The organism is Robertmurraya phoenicis, assembly GCF_047302285.1.
GTDB lineage: Bacteria > Bacillota > Bacilli > Bacillales > Cytobacillaceae > Robertmurraya.
This window is the reverse complement of sequence record NZ_CP154845.1, coordinates 2,431,059-2,453,382: the sequence shown is the minus strand read 5'-3', so window position 1 is coordinate 2,453,382 and position 22,324 is coordinate 2,431,059. Positions and strand designations below refer to the sequence as shown.

Below are 22,324 nucleotides of genomic sequence, written 5' to 3'. Positions count from 1 at the left end.
TGAGCATTTTGGGCATAAAGGTAGGAATTATTGGTTGTGGTTCAATTGCCATGCACCGTCATGCGCCAGAATACAAAGCAAACGCTTATGTAGATCAAATTGTTTTCTATGATCGCAATGAGGAAAGAGCGATTAAACTTGCAAAAAAATTTGATGGTCAAGTAGCCAAATCTGTAGAAGAACTTTACACCGATCCTACGATTGTAGCGATTAGTGATTGCTCAACCAATGATGTACATCATATTCATACTTCACAAGCATTATTAAATGGAAAGCATGTGTTATGTGAAAAACCATTAGCGACAACAGTGAAACATGCGGAAGAAATTCTTAAAGCACAAAAAAAATCAGGAAAAAAATTAATGGTCGCTCATAATCAACGCTTCACGAAGGCACACCAAAAGGCTAAAGAGTTAATTGATAGAAAAGAATTAGGTGAGGTACTAACTTTTAAGACTACTTTCGGTCATGAAGGTCCTGAATCATGGGGTGTGAACAAAAGTAATTCAACCTGGTTTTTTAAAAAAGAACGTTCATTTACTGGTGTTGCAGGTGATTTGGGCATCCATAAAATTGATTTAATTCATTTTTTATTGAATGATGAAATTGACGAAGTTCATGCCTTTCATGGTGCCTTAGATAAAGTGGATGAACACGGGAAACCAATTGAGGTTTGTGATAATGTTGTCTGTGCGTTAAAAACGAAAAAAGGAAGATTAGGAACTGCCTCATTTTCATGGACATATTACGGTTCTGAGGACAACTCTACGACCATATATTGTCAAAAAGGAATCATCAAAATCTACCAAGACGCAGACGCGCCGTTATTGATTGAAACAAAAGAAGGGGAAGTGATTAGACATCCATTAGAATCGATTCAAACAAATGATAACCAAACGAGTAGTGGAGTAATTGATGCCTTTGTTGATTCGATTGTACATGACAAAGAACCAGCCATCACAGGGCAACAAGCGATTGCGACATTAAGGGTAATTGAAAAAATGCTACAGTAGCAACACCTTAAATAATGGAATTGACGAAGTCAGAATTTTCTTTTACTATAGATGTAACGGATTACATATATAATTACCATGACTATTTTGATACCGTTTTCATCATTGTAATATTAATTTCTACGAATATTGTAATCAATTACATGTTTGAAAGGAGGCTAATATGATTCATCAATTAGCCATTAATTCAAATACGTACCATGGTTTTTCTCTAGAAGATGCTGTTAAAGGGGCAAGTAGAGCTGGATTTACGCAAATTGAACTTGCGGCTGTTAAAGACCATACTGCTCATGTATTACCTGACATGTCAGAACAAGAATTAGATGACATTAAGGAGCTGCTTCACGAATATCGAATGAAATGTATTGGCATAGGTGCTCATAGCAATGTCATGCGAGAAGATGGCATTGCCAATTTATTAAAAAGTATTGATTTAGCAAATGCATTTGGTTGCAAATATATTGTGACCGCTACTGGTGATGCTCATGATGACAGTGATGTTATTGAGGATGAAAGAAAATTAGTTCAAAATTTACAACCTATTATCGAAAAGTGTGAGCGATTAAATAAAGTTCTCGTCATCGAAACACACGGAAATAACTATGCGACCGGAGTAGCTTTGAAGAAACTGGTTCACTCTCTATCCAATCGGGCTAAAATTAACTACGATACGGCAAACGTTATCTTTTATGGCGATGTCCTACCGTATGAGGACTTGGAAGCATCGATAGGGTATGTTGAATTTATTCATTTGAAAGATAAATTAGGGGCCAACCATGAATGGAATTTTCCAGCTATCGGAGATGGGAAAGTCGATTTTCGGCAAATCTTCCATACCCTTACAAAAGCGAATTATAAGGGGCCGATAAGCGTAGAAATTGAATTTACACCTGAGGGTCCTAGTAATCTTCAAGAAGTTAATGAAAGTGTTCAACGATCCTTCAACTATCTTTCTCGCATTCTTCGTTAAATAGGGAGGAGTATCATGAAGAACATTGGTCTAATCGGATGGGGCTTTATCGGTAAAACCCATTTTGATGCTTATCAACAAATTGAAAACGCTAACGTTGTCGCCATTTGTACAAGAAATGAAGTACAGTCGATTCCAAAAGGAATATTTCTTTCAACTTATGAAGAAGTCCTGAATAATCCAGATATCGAGTTGATTGACATTTGTTTACCAACTTTTTTACACGAAGAATTCATTATCAAGGCGGCCCAGGCAGGGAAAGATATCATTTGTGAAAAACCACTCTCGTTATCAATTGAATCAGTGGAAAGTATCATGAATGAGGTTGAAAGGAATGATGTGAATTTATTTGTCGCCCATGTGTTACGGTTTTGGCCGGAATATAAAACGATAAAGTCTTATTATGATACGGGAAAAATCGCTAACATCGATGTGATCCATGCAGGTCGCCTCGGACAAACACCGCAGTGGAGTCATTGGTTTAAGGACCCATTAAAAAGTGGTGGGGCACTTTATGATTTGCATATACACGATATTGACTTTATCTCCTATCTTTTAGGTGAAGTTGAAGAGGTATATGCAGTAGGTACGAAAAATTCACATGGTGCATGGGATCATATTATGACAACACTCACGTTAACAAATGGTGTAAAGGCTTTTGTAGAAGCATCTCAAAGAACGCCAGAAACTTATCCATTTACGATGTCTTTTCGCGCTCAAGCTTTCGATCATACAATCGACTTCCACCTCTCAGCTGGAGCAAATATAGAAAAAATCAGTCAAAGCTCCATGATCTACTACACGAAAGACTCTAAATCTACTATCGTAATTCCTCAAGAGAACGCATTTCAAAATGAACTATCGTACTTTATCAATTGTTTAGAAAATAATGAAGCAAACACCGTTATTCCTTTGAAAGATGTGCTCTATACGTTGAAGCTCATGAAGGCAATAGAAACTTCATTAGAAAAAGGGCATCAAATTCGCATGTAACACCTTGAATGTAAGCGCTTAAAACCGGATTCTATTTCATAACAAACAAATGGTTATGAAATCGACTCAATAGATTCATCAATATGATTAGGGGGTAATTTCGAATGAAAAAAGCTTTAAAGCTATTTGCATTACTTGTGTTAGTTTTGATGCCTGTTTTAGCCGCATGTAATAGTGAGCCAGCTAGTGATAATTCTGGAAGTGATGGGGCCAATGATGAAAGTGGAGATAAGTATAAAATCGGAATTTTAGCACCAGCGGTTACTCATGGTTGGGTGGCAGCAGTTGCCTATCATGCCGAAGCACGAGCGAAAGAATTGTCTGAAGAAATTGAGTACCAAATTCAAACAAGTACAAATGCGGAAGAGATGACTTCCCAGCTTGATGATTTAATGACATGGGGAGCAGAAGCGATTGTCGCATTTCCACAATGGGAAGGCATGGAGGTACCGATTCAAAGAGCCATCGATGAAGGAATCGAAGTCGTGAACTTTGACATCGCCATTAACGTTGATGGGGTTTACCGAGTAGCTGGGGATAATGAAGATATGGGAGTCCAAGGAGCGAACTATATCGTTGATAAAATTGGAACAGAAGGAAATGTCGTTATTCTAGAGGTTCCATCTTCTGGTTCAGTTTCTGAATTAAGAGGAAAAGGGTTTGTTGAAACGATGGAACAACTTGCCCCAGATATGAATCTATTAACCTATGCAACTCAATTTACAAGAGAAGATGGATTAAAGGACTTTGCGGATATTTTAACAAGTAATAGTCAAATTGATGCTGTTTATTCTATGGATGATGAGACGTCGATCGGTGTCCTACAGGCGATTAATGAATCTGGTCGTACAGATATACAAGTTGTAACAGGTGGCGGAGGTATGCAAGAGTATTTCAAGATGATGCCAGAAAATGAGGATCTTTGGATTCAATCTGCCCTTTATAGTCCAGCAATGGTCAAGGATGCTGTCGATATTGCGGTTAAAGTATTAAAAGGGGAGTCCGTTGATGAAGTAACGATTATCCCTACAACGATTGTCGATAGAGATAATTATGAACAGTTTATAGACGAGGGATCACCTTATTAAAGTTGGATGAGAGAGGGTATGGCGGGGCTGTAGCCCTCTCTTTTGATACATAATCAATCCTATGGAAGTGATGACATGAAGGTTGAAATGAACCATATTCGCAAGTCTTTTGGTCGTAACGAGGTATTAAAAGACATTTCTTTTTCCATAAAAGGTGGAGAAATATGTGCTTTGTTAGGGGAAAATGGTGCTGGTAAATCGACATTAATGAATATCCTTGGTGGTGTCTTCAAACAAGATACTGGATCGATTATCATCGATGATCAGCAAGTAAACTTTCAAACCCCTGCAGATTCACAAAATCAGGGAATCGCTTTTATCCACCAAGAATTAAACCTGATAAATGACTTACCCATCTACGAAAATATGTTTCTTGGTAGAGAGCTTAAGACAAAGAGTGGAAGCTTAGACCTCGAACAAATGAAGAAACAAACTGCAGAAATATTTCGGAAAATGAATATCGATTTAAAGCCGACTACGATGGTTCATGACCTTGATGCTTCCTATAAGCAAATCGTGGAAATATGTAAAGCAATGATGACGAATGCTTCTATTATTATAATGGATGAGCCAACAACCTCATTAACTGATCAAGAGATAGAGCGTGTCTTTACGATGATGAGAACGATGAAAACGCATGATGTTGGGATCATTTTTATCTCTCATAAATTGAATGAAGTGATGGAGGTATGTAATCGCTATGCTGTCCTTCGTGATGGAAATTTGGTAGCGGAAGGTAACGTTAGGGATGTAACGACCCAGGACCTTGCAAGGTTCATGGTTGGATACGACGTGAGAACAGAGTCATTAAGACGAGATAAGAAGCTAGGGGAAGAAGTTTTACGGGTAGAAGGGCTAACTTCGCAAACCTTTTTCAAAAATGTCGATTTTTCCATTCGAGCAGGAGAAGTAGTCGGATTTACCGGTCTACTCGGAGATGGTCGAAGCGAACTTTTTCAGACCATATTCGGTGCTGAAGGAATTCCAAAAGGAAAGATATTCTTAAATGGTGAACAAGTTACGATTCGAAGCACGACACAGGCTATTGATGAGGGAATTGCTTACCTTCCACGTAACAGAAAAGAAAACGCGATTATCAAGGACATGGATATTATTGAGAATGCTTCTATTGTCACGTGGACAACGTTTGCAAAAATGGGCATTATTCAAACGGAGAAGCATCAAGAGGTGTTTGAGAGCCATCGAAAAGCGCTTCGAATCAAAATGGGCGATCTGACAGACAGCATTAATAGTCTTTCAGGGGGGAATCAGCAAAAGGTTGTGTTAGCGAAATGGTTAGCAGCTAATCCGAAGCTACTTATCTTAGATAATCCTACTCAAGGGGTCGATGTAGGTGCGAAGGAAGATATTTATGATATCATTTTACAGCTTGCCGACGAACAGATTGCTGTCGTTGTCCTATCCAGTGAAGCCCATGAAATTATCCGTGTTTGTGATCGTGCCCTTGTCATGTATCACGGTGTGATTCAAGGGGAGTTATCAGGACAAAACATGACGGAACATCAAATCATGACTCTGGCTACCGGTGGGAAATTGATAGATGAAGAGGAGGGGCCATTTCAATGAGCAAGTCGAATGTTGAAAAAGATCGGAATTTTTTTCGTTGGTTTAAACATAGATGGTCGAATGAACCATTATTTAGCACCGCTATCGCACTTATTATTATGATTATCCTGCAAACGTTTGTATTAGGATTTGACTATGATTCTTTTGGTAGTTGGTTTGAGTCATGGACCAATAACTGGATCAATATTTTAAGAAATAATGCCAGTATTGCCATTATTGCCCTTGGGATGACCTTTGTCATTATGACTGGTGGGATCGATTTAGCGGTAGGATCGACATTGGTTGCGACTGGTGCTTTTTCGATGATTCTCCTTGATACGGGGACAAAAGGAATTCTCGGGATGCTTGGAATGACCGGTATTCCAGCATTTATTGTAACGATTGTACTCGTGCTTGTATTTGGTTATCTTCTTGGGGCGCTGATTGGGGTTACAATTACGAAAGGGAATGTCCCTCCATTTATCGTGACGTTAGGAGCAATGCTTATTTTCCGAAGTGTTACCCAGCACTTTATGCAAGGCTACAACACGACTCTCCCTACAGAGTTTTTACAGATTGCGAGCTTTAAAATGGGAAACTATATGATTATGCCAATTATCTACTGGGCAATCATTGCGTACATTCTCTATTATGTCTCAAAACGTACAACCTTCGGAAGACAAATCATTGCGGTTGGATCGAATGAACGAGCAGCAAAGTTATCAGGTGTAAATGTAGATAAGATAAAATTACGTGTCTATGCTTTGATGGGATTACTCGTCTCGATTGCTGCGATTATCCAAGTATCTCGAGTTGGTTCCATGGACTTTTCGAACGCTGGGAGAGGGATGGAAATGGACGCGATTGCTGCTGCGGTTGTCGGCGGAACGAGCATGAGCGGGGGAAGAGGATTCATCCTTGGAACCGTGTATGGAATGCTTATCATCGCCGTTATGAACAATCTATTAAACTTATTTGGTGTTCCACCGTTTTTAAGAGAAGCGTTTAAAGGCTTTATCGTCATTGGAGCGGTATTGTTGCAACGAAAAGGAACTAAGGGGAATGGGGCACTTTCGGCTTAAGTAATATTTACTGTATCTTTGAGATTGATTATGATGGTAGGGAAAGGTGTGAGTGTTAATAACCACCATTGCTGGGGTTGCATTCTTATATGGTACGGGAGCCATTCTCAATCGAAAAAGGGTGGGGAAATAAACTCACAGTTAAAAAGTTTGGATATACTCTAACGGGGTAACACAAAAAATAAAAAGCACAAAATAATGGAGGAACCATTCGTAAATGGGCAGCTCCTTTATTTTGTGCTTTTAGTCATGTAGTCGACAGGCACGTCTATTTAGAAACTATATCGTTTTGCCCTTCTTTTTTGCATCAGAATCCAATCCAGTTCCGATTGCTAACCCTAAACACATTCCAATCGGTATTCCTAAAGCAATATTGTCAAATATCGTTAATCCAAACATCAGACCTAGGCTCATCCCTAAGGACATATAAATAGCAAGATAGTGTCCCTCTTGGATCAGTTTATGTTTTTTCTCAAGATGAGAAGTGATGTGAGTTAATGATTGTTGAAAGAGCTTTATTTTAGTATCGTCTATCGTTGCTATATCTTCTTTTATTAGAATAAGCTGATTCTTCAATTCAAGTAGTTGTTGCTGACAATCTTCACAATTTGTTGAAAAGGAACCTAACTTGTCTGCAACCCGTTCACATTTGTTTAAATTAAGTTTCTTCAAAATGGGTTCACTAACAGTTCTTCGAAGCTCACTTATAATGGATTTTACATGATCAGTTTGGTTATCCAATTCATTTACCTCCAAATGAGTAAAGTTACTTTGCTATATTCTACGGAACACTTGTTGTAAAAGTTTCAAACTCATGAGGTAGTATCGTGCTCCCAAAAGGCAATCTTATAAAGGGGCCTTTTTTTAAAGAAGGAAAAGTCCTTTTTAGTTGAAGTTATTGAACTAACGGGCCAGGTTAGTACAACGAGGAGTAACATCAGATTTATGCGGATTTACAACACTAAATTAAGAAATATTACCAAACACCGCTTTGGTAACTTTTTGAGTTTTACTTAATATAAAATGATTTTGGGAGGTATTTATTTGTTATATAGTCCAAAACCGATATATGGAAAATATTTCAATGGTTGTGCTGTTTTTATTAATAACAATCACTTCCATATTGAAAAATAAAAGAGTTTTGTCTGTTATGTCAAAAATCCAAATAATAGGTGTGGGTATTTCTTATACGGTTACTATAATCTTCGCATCTATTTGTATATACTACGGTGGGAATTGGATGGCATCGTATGCACCAAATGTAATGCTAAAATAAATCATTCAGTTTACAGTGGCTATAATAACACTATATCTGTTTGTAAGTTTGTTAAATAAAAGATTACATAAAATTACGAATGGAGTTCTCCCTAGAAAGTAAAGAATAAACAGTACAGATTAATAACTTATCATTTTCATAACTAAATGGGATGTGAATTAATAAATGAACGGTAATAAGAAAACACCACAACTACCATATTATGCGGTCATATTTACTTCAGAAAGAACAGATGGTGACAATGGATATGGAAAAATGGCAGAAACAATGGAAGAGTTGGCTGCAAAGCAACCAGGATTTTTAGGAATTGAAAGCGCAAGAGATAATGAGTTAGGTATTACGGTTTCATATTGGCAAACTCTAGATGACATTAAGATTTGGAAAGAACATTCTATACATAAAGTAGCTCAAGAAAAAGGTAGAAAAGAATGGTATAAAAATTATAAAGTTCGAGTTTGTAAAGTTGAAAGAGATTATTCGTTTGAAATGTAATTCGTATTGAAAAGTCTTAATTTCCACTAAAATAATTTCATTTCAGTTAACCATGAAGCATTCCATTAAATGGTTACTTTTAATAAGAAGGAGAATGAAGGTTGAATGTAATTAACTAGATATTAAATGACTATTTTAAGGCGTGGAATGAAGGTTTTATTAGCAAAAACGCTGATGGAATTAGAAATTTATGTCTAAAGATTTTGTAGGATATTGGGCTCATTCTAAGATTAAAAAAACTGACCCATACTTCTTTGACTATGACCTACATAGTGTTTTGCAACAAATGGATCAAGCAAAGAAAAGTTTTGAAGCTGTTTCCATTACTGAACGAAATAATGGCAACGAATATTTGGTTTTAGGAAGAGAAACGAACTTAGTTAACGGTGAACCTTATTCTGCTCAATGTATGTTTGTATGGAGGAGAGAAGAGAAGAGCATAAGTTGAAACCATTATGAGAATATATCGAATTAGAAAGATAAAAAAAGGGTAGATATTAACAGATCTCATTCCTGTCATTCTACCCTTGGATGTGTAAATTTCTATCTCTTATTAACCTGCAGTTCTTTAATCCGTGCCTTTCTTTCCCAAGGGCGGCTTTTCCAGCGCTTGAGGGCGAGAATTCCTCGAATCCATTCGTCCATTCCTTGGGCGATCCACACTCCAAGTAAGCCTAATCCTAAATGAATGCCAAATACATAACTAAAGACGACAGCGACTCCCCACATGAAAATAATTCCCGTAATCATTGGAAAGCGGACATCACCTGCTGATTTTAACGAATTCATCAGGACAATATTCATCGCTCTTCCTGGTTCAATGAACACAATCGCCCAAAGTACTGGGATTCCAACGGCTAGAATCATCGGATCGTCTGTAAAGATTCCTAAAATTGGGGAACCAATTAAGGCAATCACCAAGGAGACAATAAAAGAAGCAAAGGTAGCAATTTTTAATGTCTTTAAGCCACGGCGAAGGGCTTTGTCATACTCTTTTCCACCAATATATCTTGACACTAAAATCTGTGTTCCCATTCCAATTGCCATCGTAAATAAAAAGCAAAGCATGGAAATATTTACGATATATACTCGCGCTGTTAAAGCAGCAGCTCCAAGAGAGGCGACAATCCCGGTAATCAGCAACTGCGAAAATTGATAGGATAAGTTTTCTCCAGCAGAAGGAAGACCGATGCGAAGGAGCCCGAAAAAATCAGCATGATCAATTTTAAAGATATCACGAATGTTAATCGAAATGGAAAGCCTTTTATAGACCAAATAGACTAAAATGAGCACCGCAATTACTCTAGCTGCCACGATTGCCCATGATACACCAACTACGCCTGTAATCGGGAGTCCAAAAAGACCTGAGAGGGCAAGAATATTCCCACCGATACTAATGATATTCATGAAGATGGTCACGATCATTGATTCCTTCGTATATCCATAGCTTCGTAGCACAGCACTAAGTGCAAGAGCAAGAGATTCAAAGAATAAGGATAAACCACAAATTTGGATAAAAATGAGTCCATAATCGTAAATTTTTCCTTGTACATCAAAGAGCTTTAAAAAATGTTCTCCAAACATAAAGACAATCAGCGCCATAATTAATCCAAACCAAAAGTTCATTCCAAAGGCAGAACGAGCCATTTGTTTCGCTTCCGCAAGTTTCCCTGCTCCAAGCTTTTGTCCAATTAAGATCGTCGCACCAATCGATGTAACGTTAAACACTAAAATAAAGATGTTAAGAAGTTGGTTGGCGACTCCGACACCTGCTGCTGCGTCATCAGAGTAATGACCAAGCATGAAGGTGGCGATAATTCCCATACTCATATGTAACGCGATTTCGATAAAAAGTGGCCATGTTATTTGAAACAGTGTCTGTTCTTTATATTTATTGGTTTCTTCCACGATGTTATGTTCTCCTTTTGAACTTCTGAAACTGAAATACTCATCTATTCTAATCCTATTTTCAGAAATGTAAAGGAGAAATTTGAAAAAACGGAATCTACGTTTTGATACGAGATTCCGTTCAAATCATTAATTCAATTTTGCACGTAAAAGGGAAGCTGCATCCCGAGGAGATTCGGCTTTCATAATTTCAGATACAATCGCTACACCAGCAATAGACAAGTCTTTTAATCGCTCCAAATTATTTAGCTTAATCCCTCCAATTGCCACCACCGGAATGGACACAGCTTGGATAATCTTCTCTAGTTCTCCTTCTGGCAAAACCTTCGCATTATCTTTTGAGGCAGTTGGAAATACAGCCCCAACCCCAATATAATCTGCGCCATCTTTCTCAGCGGCAATCGCTTCTTCGACCGTGCCAGCTGATACACCGATGCTGACAGTAGGGGGAACGATTCGTTTAATGTGCGCGAGAGGGAGATCCTCTTGTCCAACATGAATACCATTCGCCCCAGATGCCAGGGCAATATCAACCCGATCGTTTATATAAAGAGGGACACCATAGCGTGAAGTTAATTCTTTTAGCTGCACCGCTTTTTCGAAAAATAGTTTGCCAGAGTTCGTTTTCTCCCGAAGTTGAACGGCTGTTACACCGCCTATAATCGCTTCTTCGACGATGGTTAAAAGTTCGGGAAGTGGAATTGATTCCTCTGTTACAAGATAGAGTTTTAGGTTTTCTATCATACGAAACGTACACCTTCCTCCCATTTGTCTCCGTCCATTAAGAAAATTTGATCTAATAATTTGATCCGATATGTACCGATCCCCTCATGAACTTGCAGAAGATTTTTCGCCAATTCTCCTGCGAGGCTCATCGTTGACATACCCGCAACAGAGGCAGCAAACCAATCATCGCTTACACCAGCAAAAGCAGCGATAAGGGAAGCTGTCGTACAACCGGTTCCTGTAATTTTCGTTAGTAAAATGTCACCATTGTCAATGCCGATGACATCGGTACCGTTCGAGATATAATCGACTTTTCCACTAATGACGGTAATCGCATCGAGTTTTCGAGCAGCCTCTAACGCTAGTTCTCTACTAGAAATCGAGACATCACCAGCATCGACACCACGTGTTTGTACGTCACCGCCAATGAGGGCAAATACTTCTGACGCATTTCCTCGAACAATAGAAATATTCACTTTATCTAAAAAGTCTTTCGCACGCTCATTGCGAAATGGAGTAGCTCCGACGCCAACCGGATCGAACACAACAGGGATGCCTTTTTGATTGGCTGCTTGACCAGCCATTATCATCGCTTCGTACATCGCATCATCGATCGTTCCAAAATTAACAACAAGCGCTTGAGCAAGCTGAACCATATCTGCAACTTCCTCAATACTTGTTGCCATTACAGGAGAGCCACCAATGGCTAGTGTCACATTGGCACAGTCATTGATCGTAACCGTATTCGTTAAATGGTGGACAAGAGGTTGCGCTTCTTTTACCTGTGTAAATAATTCTTTAATCGTCTGTTTCATGTTTTTCACCATCCGTTTTAGATAAGATTTGCCTTCTTGTAAAGCTCGTAAAAGTGATGAGTTGGCCCGTGTCCGTTGCCTAACTCCAGACTATGTTGAATGGCAATCGTAATGTACTGCTTCGCCAATTTCACCGCTTCAAACATCGAATGACCTTTCGCTAAATTCGCTGCAATCGCTGATGATAGGGTGCAACCTGTACCATGAGTATTTTTCGTTTCAACTCTTTCACCATAGAGCCAATGAAAATGTTCACCGTCAAAAAATAGATCATTCGGATTTCCGTTTAAATGGCCACCTTTAAGTAAAACCTGGTTTGCCCCAAGTTCTATTAAAATTTTACATGCAGAGAGCATATCGTCTTCTGTTTCTATTTTTCTATCAACTAACACTTCTGCTTCTGGAATATTCGGTGTGATGATCGTCGCTAACGGAATTATGAAATCCTTTAACGATTGAATCGCTTCTTTTTGTAAGAGATGATGCCCGCCTTTTGAGACCATCACCGGGTCTAAGACGATATAGGTTGGTTGATATTTTATTAAAGATTGAGCTACCGTTTCAACTGTAGCAGGTGAAGAGAGCATCCCGATTTTAACGGCATCGACGGGAATATCATCAAAGACTGCTTCAATTTGGTCACGGATGATCGCGTTGTCAATATTTTGGACGGAGCGAACTTCGATTGTATTTTGAGCAGTTACGGCAGTGATGACAGACATTCCGAATACGCCATTTGCCGAAAAAGCTTTTAAATCCGCTTGAATTCCGGCGCCTCCTCCAGAATCAGATCCTGCGATTGTTAGAGCTGTTTTCATGAATCATTCCTCCAAGTGCGTTATTACGTACCAATATTTTAAGTAGTCCATATCCCATTAACGCTCCTGTAATCGAGCTAATCGCAAATGCAGGGACAAGGCCGAAAAGAGTGGCTTCCTGACCTAAGAAGAGGACGGCGATCGGGTATGTCGCCATGGCCCCGATGATTCCTGTTCCAAATACTTCCCCAAAGGCAGCGAATGAAAGCTTTTTAGTTTTTTGGTATAAAAAGGCAGCAAGCAAAGCTCCAATCATACTCCCAGGAAAAGCAAAGATACTTCCTGTCCCAAGCATGTTGCGTAGGGAAGAGGAGATAAATGCTTGTAGAACCGCGTACCATGGTCCAAGTAGAACAGCTGATAAAACATTGGCAAAATGCTGAATTGGAAAGATTTTTGCAAAGCCAACAGGGATGTAAATCATACTGCTCGATATCGTTGTAATCGCTGCAATCAATGCTGTTAACGTCATTTTATTTGTTTTCGTCATAGGTTTTCATCCTCTCTACTTGGAAACGATGTTCATAAAAGCACTACTTGGATCTACCTTTTCTTTTAAAACACCTGTGTCATAAAGCCAATTAGCGACGTCTTGCCAAACATCCTCCTCCTGATAACCAAATGGAAGTGTACCGTCATCCATTAATGGTAGTAAAACGTTTAGGCTTTCAGTTTCTACATCCTGATCAAGAGGGAAGCTTTCATTTTCATTGTTAAATAATACTTCCAATCCTTCAGCTGGATTGTTTTGAACGTCTTCTTGTCCTTTTGTAAGGGCTCTCCAAAACTTTGTAAATGCTTCTTCTTTCTTTTCAAATGTATCTTCACCAGTTACAAGGATCAGTTCATAATTATCAGGTACCCCGTACTCTGTTAATGGAAACATGTCGACGTCATAGCCTTCCTTTTCAAGGAGAACAAGCTCATGGTTCACGTATGCTCCTACTAATGCATCAACGTTTTTTGTCGCTAAAGAGGGCATAAGATCCCAACCAACGTCCGTTAATTTCACTTCGCTAGCATCTCCACCATCATGTTCGACCATTGTTTTTAAGACCGCTTCACTGACAGAGGATGAGGGATAGCCAACATTTTTCCCTACTAAATCCTTCGGCGATTCAATGCCATTGTCTTTTAAATACATAATTCCATCTAATGAATGACGAACAAGGGATGCAATCGAAACAACGGGAATGTCTTCAGCTCTCGACATTAAAAGTTGCGTTTGATAACTGATCGCTAAATCTACTTTTCCAGTCGCAGCAAGCTTAAGTGGATCATTTGTATCAGCGGGCATTTCAACCTTCACCTTTAAGCCTTCCTCTTCAAAATAACCTTTTTCTTCGGCCATATAGATCGCTGAGTGAACAGCGTTTGGATACCAATCTAGCATAATACTGATTTCTTCAAGTTCACGGTTATCAGAATCTGTGTTCGAGCATCCGACAAGTAAAGTCAAGATGATCATAAAGCTAAGGATGATTAATTTTTTCATTGATTTCCACTCCACAACTTAATTTGTATTTTTCCAGCGTAATACTCTTTTTTCTATTAGTGATGTAAGGGCAAACAGGATAATCCCGACAACCGTTAAAATGACAATCGCCGCAAATACACCATTCGCGTTCAAATCACCAGACATCCGTCGACTATAGTACCCAAGACCGACACTTGCTCCAAGCCATTCACCAATGGTGGCTCCAACAAGGGAATAAACAATGGCAATTTTCAAACCGGAGAAAAAGGAAGGAAGAGCCATTGGGATATTTAATTTCGTAAAAATTTGCCGCTTTGTTGCACCCATTGAACGTAACAATTCGATATAGTCTTTATCGCCTGATTTTAAGCCATCGTATGTGGCAACCACGATAGGGAAGAAAGACATAAGAACGGTCACTGCCACTTTGCTCCAAATCGTGTATCCAAACCACAAAACAAAGATCGGAGAGAGGGCGATAATGGGAATCATTTGTGAAATCACGACAGCAGGGTAAAGCATTTTTTCAATCGTTTTTGAGAAAAACATACTCATGGCAAGACCGACTCCACCAGTCACAGCTATTAGAAAACCAATCGCAAACTCAACCATTGTCGCTCCTAAATGTTCAAAAATAAGAGGTCGCCAATGTTCAACAATATGTGTAACGACACTCGTTGGCGCTGGAATAATAAAAGCCGGTACGAGTTTAGAGCGAACCAAATATTCTACCAAGACCAAGACGAAAATAAGAAAGACGATAAATAAACTGTATTGTTTTAAAAATTTCTTCATGTTAGATCTTTTTCTCCAATTCTTTTCGTAGCTCCACAAAGGTTTGTGAATGAACGATCTCTTGATGGCGTGGTCTTGGAAAGGGAACGGTGATTCCTTCGATTGTTTTATTGTCTTTTAATAAAATGATTCGATCAGATAGATAGCAAGCTTCCTCTAGATCGTGCGTAATAAAGACGATCGTTTTATCAAGTTCTTGCCAAATGGAAAGAAGCCATGCTTGCATTTCTTTTTTTGTTATCGAATCTAGTGCACCAAAAGGCTCATCTAACAGGAGCACCTCTTTTCCTGTTAACATTGCACGTAAGAAGGCGACACGCTGTCTCATTCCACCAGATAGTTGATGGGGAAATGCTTGTTCGTAATCTTCCAATCCAACTTTTTTTAACCATGAACGAGCATCCTCTTTTGACAGTTTTAAATCCTTTTGAATTTCGGCTCCAATCATGATATTATCAATGATCGTTCTCCACGGAAGGAGTAAGTCCTTTTGAGGCATATACCCAACGTCTCCAAGAGAAATGGGTTGTTTATCAATCGTAATTTCACCCTCATTAGGTTTTAGTAAACCCGTTATTAGCTTGAGGATGGTACTTTTTCCTGTGCCGCTTTTCCCAATCAAAGAGACAAATTCACCTTGTTGAACGGTGAAGTTCAGTTCTGAAATGACTGGATTTTTTTCTTTTGTAAATGTATAAGAAACATTTTTAAGTAAAAGTGTCATATTCTTGTCCTCGTTTAAATGGGCCAATCCTGTTCAAAATAGTTCATGTCCCAGAATAGATATTCATATTTGGATGTGATTTGGAAGTGTTCTTCTAGTACAGCAAGTTCCCGTTCCGGAAGTCCATCTGCTAGCTCATCCATGAGTCTAATCAACCATTTTGCTCCTTCGCCAAAGTTTTGAGAATCGTATGTATCAATCCATTTTGCATAAGGGTTCGTGGAGATGCTGTCGCCATATTGTTTCCGTAACAGTTTGCCAATTTCCCAGTAATCCCATGCACACGGTAAAAGACAAGATACAACTTCTGCTAACGTACCGTTTTGAGCTACATTTAGCATATAACGAGTGTAAGCGAGATTGATCGGAGTAGGCTTAGTAGCTTCTAACTCCTCGGGCGTGATGCCAAACTCGGCTGCGTACTGACGATGAAGATCCATCTCAAAATGAAGCGTTTCATGTAAAATTTGCGCAAATCTATCCATTGTTTCTAAGTCACGTGATTTCGTAACAGCAGCAGCAAAGAGCTTTGCATAGTCAATTAAATAAACATAATCTTGCTTCATGTAATGAACAAATTTTTCGCGAGGAAGTGTTCCATTTCCTAATTGTTGCACAAAGGGATGTTGATGATTTTTTTCCCAAATCGGTTGTACGTTTTTAAACAGTCGATCTGTGAATTTTTCAGTTTTGATATTTTCCACTTTATATTCCTCCTCTGTTAGGTGAAAGTTGATGAGACTCGAATACAAATAAAAACCGCTTTCCTGATATAGGAAAGCGGTAAGGGCATGAAAAAATATACCAATACCTACTTCCCTACGCTAGTACGAGCTAGATCAGGTTCAAAGGGTACGTCTCAGCCATAAGGCGCCCCTAGTAGAAAATGAAAATATTCGGTTTAAATCCTTCAAAAAAGAACGATTTTGCTATATTTATATACAAAAAGCCCCCACAAAAGTGGAGGCTGAGTCTCTAAATGAGCAACCATATCCACTTCCCTACGTCAGTTCTAACTGAATCAGGTTCAAAGGGTTTAGAACTTTTGTTCAATCTCAGTCTTTCATATGAAAGGACTCCCCTAGTGCTTATATATAAGTTTATAATCATAGTATCATGGTTTAATATGGCATTCAAGTATAAAAGTTTTTCAGATGATAAAGTTAAAAGATAGAGGTGTTAACATTCTATATCAAGATAAGCATCCCTATGCAGGAGGGCCTAACCATTATGCAGTTTATTTTGAGGACCCTGATAGAATTAAAGTTGAATTAGTAGAATGATTATAATAAAGTTGAGTTAGTTATAGTAGAAAGTGGTGAAGAGATGAGTAATGATTCTCCAATTTCCTTCTCTGCCCATAAAAAATGGCTGTCAATCCCGAAGGAAATGCGTGCGAAACTTGAAAGAAATGTATTTTGTGCTACTTGCTTAGATGTTGTGCAGATTATCAATTATACTGTGAAGGAAATCGATGAACAGGTTGTATTACATGGTGATTGTAAAAAATGTGGGGATCCTGTTGCAAGAGTAATTGATTAGATTGGTTTTTTCTTTCTGACAGAAAAACGATTTATACATGATTATCGAACGGGGCTAAAATATGGCGCCAAAAATGATTTTTCGTTTTTGGCGCCTCATTTTTTTATGACACTTAAATGGCTTCAAGTACTTTTTTTAAAGCTACATCAACTTCTACATAATTATAGCCTAAATCTATTGCCACTGCTTCATAAGTAATGGCACCAGCCGCCACATTGACACCAGCCTTTAAGGCATGATTTTCAGCTACAGCTTTGAGAACGCCTTTTCCTGCAATTTGAAGAGCGTAAGGGACAGTTACATTGGTTAATCCAATCGTAGATGTTCTTGGAACAGCTCCAGGCATGTTGGCAACGGCATAATGAACAACCCCATGCTTCAAGTAAGTCGGCTCATCATGAGTCGTGATACGGTCTACTGTTTCGAAGATTCCACCTTGGTCGATCGCAACGTCAACAACAACGGAACCTGGTTTCATCGATTCGATCATTTCTTCTGTCACTAATTTTGGTGCTTTCGCTCCTGGAATCAATACAGCCCCAATCACTAAATCAGATTCACGAACAGCGTGAGCAATATTAAGTGGATTTGACATTAATGTTTGAATATCGTTTCCAAATTGGTCATCAAGCTGACGAAGACGCTCTGGACTTAAGTCAATAATCGTAACATCGGCTCCTAAACCAATCGCAAGCTTGGCTGCATTGGTTCCAACAACACCACCACCAATAATTGTTACTTTACCGCGTTTCACTCCTGGAATACCAGAAAGTAGAATTCCTTGACCACCATTGGTTTTTTCTAAAAATTGTGCTCCGATTTGTGCAGACATACGCCCAGCTACTTCACTCATTGGTGTTAGTAATGGCAATGTGCGGTTAACTTCTACTGTTTCATAGGCAATCGCCGTAACACCTTTGTCGACTAATGCTTTTGCTAATTTTGGCTCAGCAGCTAAATGTAAATATGTGAAAAGTACCAAACCTGGACGGAAAAAGTCATACTCTGATGGAAGAGGCTCTTTCACTTTCATGACCATTTCAGCAGCCCAGCTTTCTGCAGGAGTTGAAACGATTTCTGCACCAGCTTCGATATAAGCTTTATCAGTGAAACCACTACCGACACCAGCTTCTGTTTCTACTAACACACGATGTCCTGCTTTTGCAAGTGCGACAACACCAGCAGGCGTCATAGCTACACGGTTTTCATTATTTTTAATTTCCTTTGGTACTCCGATAATCATTTCTATTTCCTCCTTATAAAGATTGCTTATCTTAAAATCTAATTCAATTATAAATTTTTTGTAAATATTTTGACATTGTCGAGAAAATAAAAAAGGAATCGGCTCATTTGTGAAATTTCACAAATGCTCCTTTTCCTGAAGTTGCTCGAGCTTTAAATCGATGAATAATGCGATTTTTTGATAGGCATCACGCAAATTAATTTCCCCGATTTCAGCGATTCGTTTTAATCGATAATTTAAAGTATTTAAATGTATATGTAATGCTTTCGCTGCTTCATTCATATTACTATCCAAATTCAAATAAGTCTCCAATGTCTGAAAGAGTTGAGTATGATGCTCTAAATCATATTGTTTAAGCTTTGTTAATGAATGGTTTTCATATTTTTCCAACCGATTTTTTTCCAAAATGATATCTAAATAGCGATAAATTCCTAGACGTTGATAACTTAATAATCGCTCTGCTTCTTCAGGGAACCGTTTCTTACATTGAAGGACAGTAAGGGCTTCCTGATAGCTCCGTTCCACTTCCATGTAGTCTTCAAAAATCGTTCCACATCCTCCAATAATGGATTCAATATTGAATCGTTTCTTCATATGATAAATAAATTCTTCAATAAACGTCGTTAAATGAAGTTCAGAAAATTCATCCTTGTATGGAGCCGTTAGTAAAATAACTTCTTTTTCATCTAGGACATGAAAAATGATTTTCAATTGTTGTGTCGTCAAGAGAAGATAGGAAATTTGTTGTTGATTTTCTCTTGTAATGGATTCGTGAAATTGCAAAACAACGACAGAAAAGAGGGAGGGAGGCAAAATATGAAATTCTGCAAATTTATCTCGAACTTCCTTTTTAGAATGAATATTGCCCGTCAGGAGTTGCCAAAAGAAATCTTTCATTCCTTCATCTGTTTCATTTTGCTGACCTTTTATTTGCAATAACTGATTTTTCACTGCTAGAGCCGCTTGTTTAAAAAGGTTGAAATCCTCATCTGTAAATTTTCTTTCGACCTCTAATGCCCAAATATAGCCAAGTACATCATGGTTTTTATGAATGGCAATCGCGATTCGATCCCCGAGTCCAACTTCTTCAATATGGGGAATCCGTACAGGAGCGTCTGTACGATTAATTTTCGGTAAAATATTATTTTTCCATAAGCTATTGATGACCTTTTCAGGGACTCTGCGTCCAATAATCGTCTGAATTCTCGCTTGGTCGGTTTCTTCACTATGCTTGCTGTATGCAAGAAGGCGATGATTAGCATCCTCAATCGTAACAGGGCAATGAAATACATCACTTATTCGGTCCACTAAGCTTTCCAACGTCTTAAAACTACCTTTAAACGGATTGTCATTTTTACGATATGAATCCATTGCGTTCGTTCTCCTTATATATCTGGAATATGTATAATCATATCTTACGTTTTGGGGGCTTGTATATAAAGTGTCGAATTTTTCACTTATCATGGCACAAATATTGTATATTGATTACTAAAAGAGCTATGTTCTATAGCAAAAAGACCGATTATCGCTGAAATGATAATCGGTCTTTTTTGTTATTACACGAAAGGATTGCCGTTATTTTAACAACAATTATTACTAGTTTAAAATAATTTTATAATGCCAAACTATTGATATGTAAGGGTTTTATGGAAGCGTTTGATAAAAGAATAGATTTTTAATAATAAAAGTATAGACATTTAAAAAAATAAGTATATAATAATTTTTGTAAGCGATTTATGAAAACGCTTTTTAAATCTAATTTATATAAAAGGAGACTGATTCAGATGAAAAGAATTTTATTAGCTTGTAGCTCAGGAATGTCAACAAGTCTTTTAGTTACCAAAATGGAACAGCATGCTGCATCGATTGGTGAAGAAGCAAAAATTTGGGCTGTTGGACAAGATCAAGCAAAGAAAGAAATGGCCAATGCTGATGTTGTTTTAATTGGACCGCAAATGAGTTTCCTAAAAGGTGAATTCCAAAAGGAAGCAGAGCAATATGGCATTAAAGTAGATGTTATCGATATGATGGCTTACGGAATGGCAGATGGTAAAAAAGCTTATGAGCAAGCACTTTCTTTAATGTAATGGAGGGATAGTCGTGGAAAACATCAATATAGAAGAACTTACAGGTGAACAAATCAACTTTATGCTGATCCTTCATAGTGGAAACGCTAGAAGTAAAGTAATTCAAGCTCTTCGTGAATATAAAGAAGGAAGAGTAGAGGAAGCGGATCAACTTCTCGTTCAAGCTGAAGAAGATTTAAAGGTTGCCCATCAAATTCATTTTAAAATGGTACAACAAGAAGCATCAGGTGAAAAAGTGGAATTTGCATTGTTATTAATGCATGCGGAAGACCATTTGATGTCAACTTTATCAATGAAAGAACTAGTGAAAGAATTACTGGACCTGTTCAAACAAAAAAATATTTAAGAGGAGGAAACGGCGATGTTTGAAAAATTAAGTAAATACCTGATTCCAATCGCTGGGAAACTAAATAACAATCGCTTTTTATCAGTACTACGTGACGCCTTTATGTTAGCGTTCCCATTAACAATTTTTGGTTCAATCTTTGTTGTTTTAACAAATCTACCATTTTTAGACAAACTCATGAGTGATGGTGCTCTAGCGAACTTTAAGGACATGTTTGGAATCGCTTCCTCTGCCACAATGGGGATTATGTCAGTCTTTGTTGTTTTTGGTATAGGGTATTATTTATCAAAAAGTTATGATGTAGAAGCTATTTTTGGTGGAGCTATTTCACTCGTATCATTCTTACTATTAACTCCATTTATCGTTACACTTGAAGGTGGAGAAGTTGTATCAGGTGTAATTCCACTTGACCGTTTAGGTGCAAAAGGAATGTTCCTCGGAATGATTACAGCATTCCTTGCAACTGAAATTTATCGTCGAGTTGTTCAAAAGAATATTACAATTAAAATGCCTCCTGGTGTTCCACCAGCGGTAGCAAAATCATTCGCAGCACTTATCCCTGCACTTATTACGTTAACTATTTTCTTAGGTATCAACATCCTTGTAACACAATTATTTAATACAAACTTACATGATGTTATTTATAACGTGATTCAAGCGCCATTAGTAGGATTGGGTAGCGGAATTATCCCAACGTTAATCGCTGTATTCTTTATCCAAATCCTTTGGTTCTTTGGATTACATGGACAAGTTATCATCAACTCCGTTATGGATCCAATTTGGAACACATTAATGATTGAAAACTTAGAAGCTTATACAGCTGGTCAAGCTGTACCACATATCATTTCTAAACCATTTATCGAGATTTACACAGTTGGTATGGGTGGTACTGGTATGACGCTAGTCGTTGTATTCGCAATGCTTGCCTTTATGAAGAGTAGACAATTAAAGCAAGTAGGGAAACTTGCTGTTGGTCCTGGTCTATTCAATGTTAACGAACCTGTTATCTTTGGTTTACCAATCGTAATGAACCCAATTATTATCTTACCTTGGATTATCGCACCAATGGTCGCAACTCTTGTTTCTTACTTCGCCATGTCAACTGGATTAGTTCCACCACCAACAGGTGTAGCTGTACCTTGGACAGTTCCGTTCTTTATCAATGGGATCATGGCAACAAACTCTATAGCTGGTGGCCTTTTACAGTTAGTTAACATGGCTATTGTCGGACTCATTTGGTTCCCATTCTTAAAGACCTTAGACAAAACGAATTTAATCAAAGAAAAAGAAGCAGAAAAAGCAGCATAAGCTTGAAAACTAAAAGGGGCAGGTGTTTAAACGGCAAATGCAATGATTCTTTAGC

At 38.2% G+C, this 22,324-nt stretch carries 24 protein-coding genes and 2 riboswitches; of the genes, 12 read left to right on the top strand and 12 right to left on the bottom strand.

From position 1 onward, the window contains the following. The first annotated feature begins 8 nt into the window (after positions 1-8). The 6 genes from AA0X71_RS12140 to AA0X71_RS12115 all read left to right on the top strand — a co-directional run bounded on the left by AA0X71_RS12140 (position 9) and on the right by AA0X71_RS12115 (position 6,712). Entirely contained in the window at positions 9-1,013 is a 1,005-nt protein-coding gene (locus AA0X71_RS12140) for a Gfo/Idh/MocA family protein (protein WP_413355577.1), read from the top strand. 163 nt (positions 1,014-1,176) lie between these two features. Further along, entirely contained in the window at positions 1,177-1,983 is an 807-nt protein-coding gene (locus AA0X71_RS12135; protein ID WP_413355576.1) for a sugar phosphate isomerase/epimerase family protein, read from the top strand. A 15-nt stretch (positions 1,984-1,998) separates the two neighbouring features. Then, complete coding sequence (locus AA0X71_RS12130) at positions 1,999-2,976, top strand: Gfo/Idh/MocA family protein (RefSeq protein WP_413355575.1); 978 nt, start codon at positions 1,999-2,001, stop codon at positions 2,974-2,976. Positions 2,977-3,080: 104 nt separating this feature from the next. After that, positions 3,081-4,064: an ABC transporter substrate-binding protein gene (locus tag AA0X71_RS12125; protein WP_413355574.1), complete on the top strand. Its 984-nt coding sequence runs from the start codon at positions 3,081-3,083 to the stop codon at positions 4,062-4,064. A gap of 75 nt (positions 4,065-4,139) precedes the next feature. Beyond that, positions 4,140-5,651, top strand: coding sequence for a sugar ABC transporter ATP-binding protein (locus AA0X71_RS12120; protein WP_413355573.1), 1,512 nt, complete (start codon positions 4,140-4,142; stop codon positions 5,649-5,651). Continuing rightward, positions 5,648-6,712 (top strand): ABC transporter permease, encoded by a 1,065-nt coding sequence (locus AA0X71_RS12115; RefSeq protein WP_413355572.1) that lies wholly within the window; start codon positions 5,648-5,650, stop codon positions 6,710-6,712. The genes AA0X71_RS12120 and AA0X71_RS12115 overlap by 4 nt, the downstream gene beginning before the upstream one ends. A gap of 279 nt (positions 6,713-6,991) precedes the next feature. On the opposite strand, the gene AA0X71_RS12110 is transcribed toward AA0X71_RS12115, so the two are convergent. Continuing rightward, positions 6,992-7,453 carry a hypothetical protein gene (locus AA0X71_RS12110; protein ID WP_413355571.1) on the bottom strand — a complete coding sequence of 154 codons (462 nt, stop codon included), beginning with the start codon at positions 7,451-7,453 and terminating at the stop codon, positions 6,992-6,994. Between the two features lie 700 nt (positions 7,454-8,153). Here AA0X71_RS12110 and AA0X71_RS12105 point away from each other — a divergent pair. Both AA0X71_RS12105 and AA0X71_RS12100 read left to right on the top strand, forming a co-directional pair. Next, positions 8,154-8,480, top strand: coding sequence for an antibiotic biosynthesis monooxygenase family protein (locus tag AA0X71_RS12105; protein ID WP_413355570.1), 327 nt, complete (start codon positions 8,154-8,156; stop codon positions 8,478-8,480). Between the two features lie 190 nt (positions 8,481-8,670). Next, positions 8,671-8,928: a hypothetical protein gene (locus AA0X71_RS12100; protein WP_413355569.1), complete on the top strand. Its 258-nt coding sequence runs from the start codon at positions 8,671-8,673 to the stop codon at positions 8,926-8,928. A 95-nt stretch (positions 8,929-9,023) separates the two neighbouring features. On the opposite strand, the gene AA0X71_RS12095 is transcribed toward AA0X71_RS12100, so the two are convergent. From AA0X71_RS12095 to tenA, 9 genes are all read right to left on the bottom strand, one after another. Next, positions 9,024-10,391, bottom strand: a complete 1,368-nt coding sequence (locus AA0X71_RS12095) for an MATE family efflux transporter (protein ID WP_413362577.1) — start codon at positions 10,389-10,391, stop codon at positions 9,024-9,026. 126 nt (positions 10,392-10,517) lie between these two features. Next, the gene (thiE, locus tag AA0X71_RS12090; protein WP_413355568.1) at positions 10,518-11,132 is read right to left on the bottom strand and encodes a thiamine phosphate synthase; all 615 of its coding nucleotides are present in this window, start codon (positions 11,130-11,132) and stop codon (positions 10,518-10,520) included. Next, positions 11,129-11,929 carry a hydroxyethylthiazole kinase gene (gene thiM / locus AA0X71_RS12085; RefSeq protein ID WP_413355567.1) on the bottom strand — a complete coding sequence of 267 codons (801 nt, stop codon included), beginning with the start codon at positions 11,927-11,929 and terminating at the stop codon, positions 11,129-11,131. The genes thiE and thiM overlap by 4 nt, the downstream gene beginning before the upstream one ends. A gap of 17 nt (positions 11,930-11,946) precedes the next feature. Then, the gene (thiD, locus tag AA0X71_RS12080; RefSeq protein ID WP_413355566.1) at positions 11,947-12,747 is read right to left on the bottom strand and encodes a bifunctional hydroxymethylpyrimidine kinase/phosphomethylpyrimidine kinase; all 801 of its coding nucleotides are present in this window, start codon (positions 12,745-12,747) and stop codon (positions 11,947-11,949) included. Then, the gene (gene thiW, locus AA0X71_RS12075) at positions 12,716-13,237 is read right to left on the bottom strand and encodes an energy coupling factor transporter S component ThiW (RefSeq protein ID WP_413355565.1); all 522 of its coding nucleotides are present in this window, start codon (positions 13,235-13,237) and stop codon (positions 12,716-12,718) included. The genes thiD and thiW overlap by 32 nt, the downstream gene beginning before the upstream one ends. Positions 13,238-13,252: 15 nt before the next feature. Further along, positions 13,253-14,242 carry an ABC transporter substrate-binding protein gene (locus tag AA0X71_RS12070; protein WP_413355564.1) on the bottom strand — a complete coding sequence of 330 codons (990 nt, stop codon included), beginning with the start codon at positions 14,240-14,242 and terminating at the stop codon, positions 13,253-13,255. Between the two features lie 18 nt (positions 14,243-14,260). Further along, on the bottom strand, positions 14,261-15,019 hold the full coding sequence (locus tag AA0X71_RS12065) for an ABC transporter permease (RefSeq protein WP_413355563.1): 759 nt from the start codon (positions 15,017-15,019) through the stop codon (positions 14,261-14,263). A gap of 1 nt (position 15,020) precedes the next feature. Further along, positions 15,021-15,743: an ABC transporter ATP-binding protein gene (locus AA0X71_RS12060; protein ID WP_413355562.1), complete on the bottom strand. Its 723-nt coding sequence runs from the start codon at positions 15,741-15,743 to the stop codon at positions 15,021-15,023. Between the two features lie 14 nt (positions 15,744-15,757). After that, positions 15,758-16,447, bottom strand: a complete 690-nt coding sequence (gene tenA / locus AA0X71_RS12055; RefSeq protein WP_413355561.1) for a thiaminase II — start codon at positions 16,445-16,447, stop codon at positions 15,758-15,760. A gap of 95 nt (positions 16,448-16,542) precedes the next feature. Then, positions 16,543-16,631: riboswitch (TPP riboswitch) on the bottom strand. Between the two features lie 93 nt (positions 16,632-16,724). Then, positions 16,725-16,836, bottom strand: a riboswitch (TPP riboswitch). A gap of 233 nt (positions 16,837-17,069) precedes the next feature. Here tenA and AA0X71_RS12050 point away from each other — a divergent pair. Beyond that, positions 17,070-17,285, top strand: a complete 216-nt coding sequence (locus AA0X71_RS12050; protein ID WP_413355560.1) for a hypothetical protein — start codon at positions 17,070-17,072, stop codon at positions 17,283-17,285. Positions 17,286-17,397: 112 nt separating this feature from the next. On the opposite strand, the gene ald is transcribed toward AA0X71_RS12050, so the two are convergent. Together ald and AA0X71_RS12040 are read right to left on the bottom strand one after the other, a co-directional pair. Next, positions 17,398-18,528, bottom strand: a complete 1,131-nt coding sequence (ald, locus tag AA0X71_RS12045; protein WP_413355559.1) for an alanine dehydrogenase — start codon at positions 18,526-18,528, stop codon at positions 17,398-17,400. A 117-nt stretch (positions 18,529-18,645) separates the two neighbouring features. Beyond that, on the bottom strand, positions 18,646-19,899 hold the full coding sequence (locus AA0X71_RS12040) for a PucR family transcriptional regulator (RefSeq protein WP_413355558.1): 1,254 nt from the start codon (positions 19,897-19,899) through the stop codon (positions 18,646-18,648). A 413-nt stretch (positions 19,900-20,312) separates the two neighbouring features. Here AA0X71_RS12040 and AA0X71_RS12035 point away from each other — a divergent pair, with 413 nt between their 5' ends. From AA0X71_RS12035 to celB, 3 genes are all read left to right on the top strand, one after another. Beyond that, positions 20,313-20,615 (top strand): PTS sugar transporter subunit IIB, encoded by a 303-nt coding sequence (locus tag AA0X71_RS12035; RefSeq protein WP_413355557.1) that lies wholly within the window; start codon positions 20,313-20,315, stop codon positions 20,613-20,615. Positions 20,616-20,676: 61 nt separating this feature from the next. Further along, positions 20,677-20,961 carry a PTS lactose/cellobiose transporter subunit IIA gene (locus AA0X71_RS12030; protein ID WP_413362575.1) on the top strand — a complete coding sequence of 95 codons (285 nt, stop codon included), beginning with the start codon at positions 20,677-20,679 and terminating at the stop codon, positions 20,959-20,961. A 15-nt stretch (positions 20,962-20,976) separates the two neighbouring features. After that, a complete protein-coding gene (celB, locus tag AA0X71_RS12025) occupies positions 20,977-22,269 on the top strand; it encodes a PTS cellobiose transporter subunit IIC (protein ID WP_413355556.1) in 1,293 nt (430 codons plus the stop codon). The last annotated feature ends 55 nt before the right edge of the window (positions 22,270-22,324 follow it).

Coding starts and splice junctions, on each gene's coding strand:
- AA0X71_RS12135 (WP_413355576.1), top strand. CDS start 1,177: ATGATTCATCAATTAGCCATTAATTCAAATACGTACCATGGTTTTTCT.
- AA0X71_RS12130 (WP_413355575.1), top strand. CDS start 1,999: ATGAAGAACATTGGTCTAATCGGATGGGGCTTTATCGGTAAAACCCAT.
- AA0X71_RS12125 (WP_413355574.1), top strand. CDS start 3,081: ATGAAAAAAGCTTTAAAGCTATTTGCATTACTTGTGTTAGTTTTGATG.
- AA0X71_RS12120 (WP_413355573.1), top strand. CDS start 4,140: ATGAAGGTTGAAATGAACCATATTCGCAAGTCTTTTGGTCGTAACGAG.
- AA0X71_RS12115 (WP_413355572.1), top strand. CDS start 5,648: ATGAGCAAGTCGAATGTTGAAAAAGATCGGAATTTTTTTCGTTGGTTT.
- AA0X71_RS12105 (WP_413355570.1), top strand. CDS start 8,154: ATGAACGGTAATAAGAAAACACCACAACTACCATATTATGCGGTCATA.
- AA0X71_RS12100 (WP_413355569.1), top strand. CDS start 8,671: ATGTCTAAAGATTTTGTAGGATATTGGGCTCATTCTAAGATTAAAAAA.
- thiE (WP_413355568.1), bottom strand. CDS start 11,132: ATGATAGAAAACCTAAAACTCTATCTTGTAACAGAGGAATCAATTCCA.
- thiM (WP_413355567.1), bottom strand. CDS start 11,929: ATGAAACAGACGATTAAAGAATTATTTACACAGGTAAAAGAAGCGCAA.
- thiD (WP_413355566.1), bottom strand. CDS start 12,747: ATGAAAACAGCTCTAACAATCGCAGGATCTGATTCTGGAGGAGGCGCC.
- thiW (WP_413355565.1), bottom strand. CDS start 13,237: ATGACGAAAACAAATAAAATGACGTTAACAGCATTGATTGCAGCGATT.
- AA0X71_RS12070 (WP_413355564.1), bottom strand. CDS start 14,242: ATGAAAAAATTAATCATCCTTAGCTTTATGATCATCTTGACTTTACTT.
- AA0X71_RS12065 (WP_413355563.1), bottom strand. CDS start 15,019: ATGAAGAAATTTTTAAAACAATACAGTTTATTTATCGTCTTTCTTATT.
- AA0X71_RS12060 (WP_413355562.1), bottom strand. CDS start 15,743: ATGACACTTTTACTTAAAAATGTTTCTTATACATTTACAAAAGAAAAA.
- AA0X71_RS12050 (WP_413355560.1), top strand. CDS start 17,070: ATGAGTAATGATTCTCCAATTTCCTTCTCTGCCCATAAAAAATGGCTG.
- ald (WP_413355559.1), bottom strand. CDS start 18,528: ATGATTATCGGAGTACCAAAGGAAATTAAAAATAATGAAAACCGTGTA.
- AA0X71_RS12040 (WP_413355558.1), bottom strand. CDS start 19,899: ATGGATTCATATCGTAAAAATGACAATCCGTTTAAAGGTAGTTTTAAG.
- AA0X71_RS12035 (WP_413355557.1), top strand. CDS start 20,313: ATGAAAAGAATTTTATTAGCTTGTAGCTCAGGAATGTCAACAAGTCTT.
- AA0X71_RS12030 (WP_413362575.1), top strand. CDS start 20,677: ATGCTGATCCTTCATAGTGGAAACGCTAGAAGTAAAGTAATTCAAGCT.
- celB (WP_413355556.1), top strand. CDS start 20,977: ATGTTTGAAAAATTAAGTAAATACCTGATTCCAATCGCTGGGAAACTA.